The sequence below is a fragment of the candidate division KSB1 bacterium genome (genome assembly GCA_022562085.1).
Taxonomy (GTDB): Bacteria; Zhuqueibacterota; Zhuqueibacteria; order Oceanimicrobiales; family Oceanimicrobiaceae; genus Oceanimicrobium.
Genome location: JADFPY010000474.1, coordinates 1 through 2,291 on the forward strand (window position 1 = coordinate 1; position 2,291 = coordinate 2,291).

A 2,291-nucleotide genomic window follows, 5' to 3' on the forward strand; every position below is an offset into this window, starting at 1 on the left:
GCTCTGCCAACGCTTTATTGGCGGCAATCGCTTTCTTTAAAACAGCCTTTGTTTCCAAATCTGCTTTGGGCGGCAGCAATGGCAGAGCATTGTAGGGTTTGGCCGGATCGAACGGCATTGTTAATTCCTTTTATTTTGCGCTAATTCATGCACTCAGGTTTTGCCTTGGCGGCAATAAGTGCAGTATTCTCTGTAGGTTTTATGCCGATAATTTACAGAATCGAGGGGATCAAGTCAAATGGAAAGTTCAGAAGGGAAGACAGTTGTTTAGGAACTTAAGAAAATCATAATTATCAAGTTTTATACTTTCCGTTTTTTATACTAAAATATTCAAATATCTTTTTTCTTTCGTTCTCGGTCAATATTCCTGTAAAAGGACTTGAAGAGCGAAGTCGAACCGCTTCTTCAGAACTACTTTCAAGTATAGATAGTATCTGTTTTTTAGTTTTTGTATTTAAAATATGATCCCATTCTATAAAAGCCGGTGCGAGTTTACCGCTGCTTTTTTTCCATTTCGTTATATTTTTTTTCGGAATATCCCAGAGGCTGGGATTACTCTTCAACTTTTTTGAAATTTCTTTGTGAAGCATTTGTGATCTTTCATCGGAACGTCTTTGTATATTCATCGTGAAAAACCTCTTTTTATGTGTTCTAGGTTAACTAAAGCGACCACATACATAGTATCGATGAATATTCTATCCGCCACTGATTTCTCCGCTTAGATATGCATCAATATTTTTAGAGAAATCCTTTGGGCCTTGAATTTTGATTTGTCTTAATTTTGCCATCAGATTGCCTTTTCCCCCGGAGTTTTTTGATTTCGAGAACTCCTTTAGCAATTGATGCAAATCTTCCAGACGTTCTTCCGGTATGTTGTCAATTTCTTTTTTAATCGTTTCTTTTGAAATCATCACTTTACCCTCTTGAATTCTTAGGTCATTTAACTGAATTTAGCAAATGAATGGTCTCAAGTCAAATAGAAATTTTTGAACGGAGCTAAGCTGGAGCACCTTGTGCGGCATCCGGAAGGGTTGTCATGGAGCAGGGACTATTGGGGCTTCTTGCGATATTCCGTGGTCAACATGCCGGCAAAGCCCCAATTATCTGTTTCGACTTCATCGATGACGATATGAATGTGCTCGGGTTTCTTACCCAGAGTCTTAACAAGGGAATTGGTGATATCCCGGACAATCTGCTCCTTCTGAGATTTTGTAACGCCGTCTTTGGTGATTTTTACATTTACGTATGGCATTATTTGTTTTATATTTTTCTAGTCAACAATATTTGCTTCTTGTTTCTGACGCCAAATAGTGAAATCTGAATTGCCATCATTCTCCCTGAGGTATGATATCTCAGGTGATTCTTCGGCGATTTCCCTTAACACATGCTCGTTTTGGTCTGAACTGGACACGCAACGAGTGTCGGCGAGAGGGCGGCGAATCGACTCGACTGAAACACCGGCCTTCAAAGCATTCATCACACCAACGGCCTCAAGGTAATTATCCACGATGAACAACTTTCCCGATTGGAAGGGGTAGTCTTCCAAACAATTCTGCATCCGGTTTTTATTCTCCCGTACTGCTATCACCGGAATACCCTGCTCCATAGCTGCCAAAGTCGGCAGCCCAACACAGCCGTCTGGAATGATGAGGCAGGAGATGTCAGCGTTGGTTAGGACACCGGAGTGGCCGAATACGCTCGAATCCCTGATAATCCGTGGGCTTTTGTGTAGACCTTTAAGTACACACATCAGGAATGTGGACGAAACAGCCTCAGAGGCAATCCGTGGGTCCACCACACCGGCATGCAGGTTGGCGATCTCCATATTCTTTACCATTGGTGCATGAGCTGTCGGTACGCCAAACATCATGGTCAGAGAGTGGGTAAGCATCGCTTCCACACCTCCCCAAGGATTGATCATTTCCCCTCTACTTTTCAAATATTCCAGATGAAATTCAGGAGGGGCGTCAATTCCTGTGTGAAGCGCTACGGCGTCATATTCATTGCGATACTTTTGCATCACATTAAAAAGATTCTCCAAAGACTCGATCCTACCGACAGCGCAGCCTGATGGGGAGTATTTGGTCTCCATCGTGATAGGTTCATCGAGTTCAACAATCAGCGGGCAATCAATCCCCACTGCAGCACGTGCGGTCGAAACAGTATTGATGGAAAGCTCTGGAATCCGTTGATCCTCGCGTTTGTCCATGACCAGCATCACGCGATTCGAACGGACTTCCTGAAGGCCTATTGTGCCCATCAAAAGGCAGGTAAGGACACTGCCTTCAACG

General features: G+C 43.1%; 5 protein-coding genes. All 5 read right to left on the bottom strand.

Annotated features, from left to right (window positions below):
* Nucleotides 1–118 (bottom strand): Fic family protein (locus tag IH879_22405; GenBank protein ID MCH7677680.1); only part of this gene is annotated, 118 nt, incomplete at its 3' end.
* Nucleotides 119–293: 175 nt separating this feature from the next.
* The gene (locus IH879_22410; protein ID MCH7677681.1) at nucleotides 294–626 is read right to left on the bottom strand and encodes a hypothetical protein; all 333 of its coding nucleotides are present in this window, start codon (nucleotides 624–626) and stop codon (nucleotides 294–296) included.
* A gap of 69 nt (nucleotides 627–695) precedes the next feature.
* Nucleotides 696–911, bottom strand: a complete 216-nt coding sequence (locus IH879_22415) for a hypothetical protein (protein ID MCH7677682.1) — start codon at nucleotides 909–911, stop codon at nucleotides 696–698.
* Between the two features lie 137 nt (nucleotides 912–1,048).
* Nucleotides 1,049–1,252, bottom strand: a complete 204-nt coding sequence (locus IH879_22420; GenBank protein ID MCH7677683.1) for a 4-oxalocrotonate tautomerase family protein — start codon at nucleotides 1,250–1,252, stop codon at nucleotides 1,049–1,051.
* Between the two features lie 18 nt (nucleotides 1,253–1,270).
* The coding region (locus tag IH879_22425) for a DUF3326 domain-containing protein (protein ID MCH7677684.1) at nucleotides 1,271–2,291 on the bottom strand (1,021 nt) is incomplete at its 5' end.

Coding starts and splice junctions, on each gene's coding strand:
- IH879_22420 (MCH7677683.1), bottom strand. CDS start 1,252: ATGCCATACGTAAATGTAAAAATCACCAAAGACGGCGTTACAAAATCT.
- IH879_22415 (MCH7677682.1), bottom strand. CDS start 911: ATGATTTCAAAAGAAACGATTAAAAAAGAAATTGACAACATACCGGAA.
- IH879_22410 (MCH7677681.1), bottom strand. CDS start 626: ATGAATATACAAAGACGTTCCGATGAAAGATCACAAATGCTTCACAAA.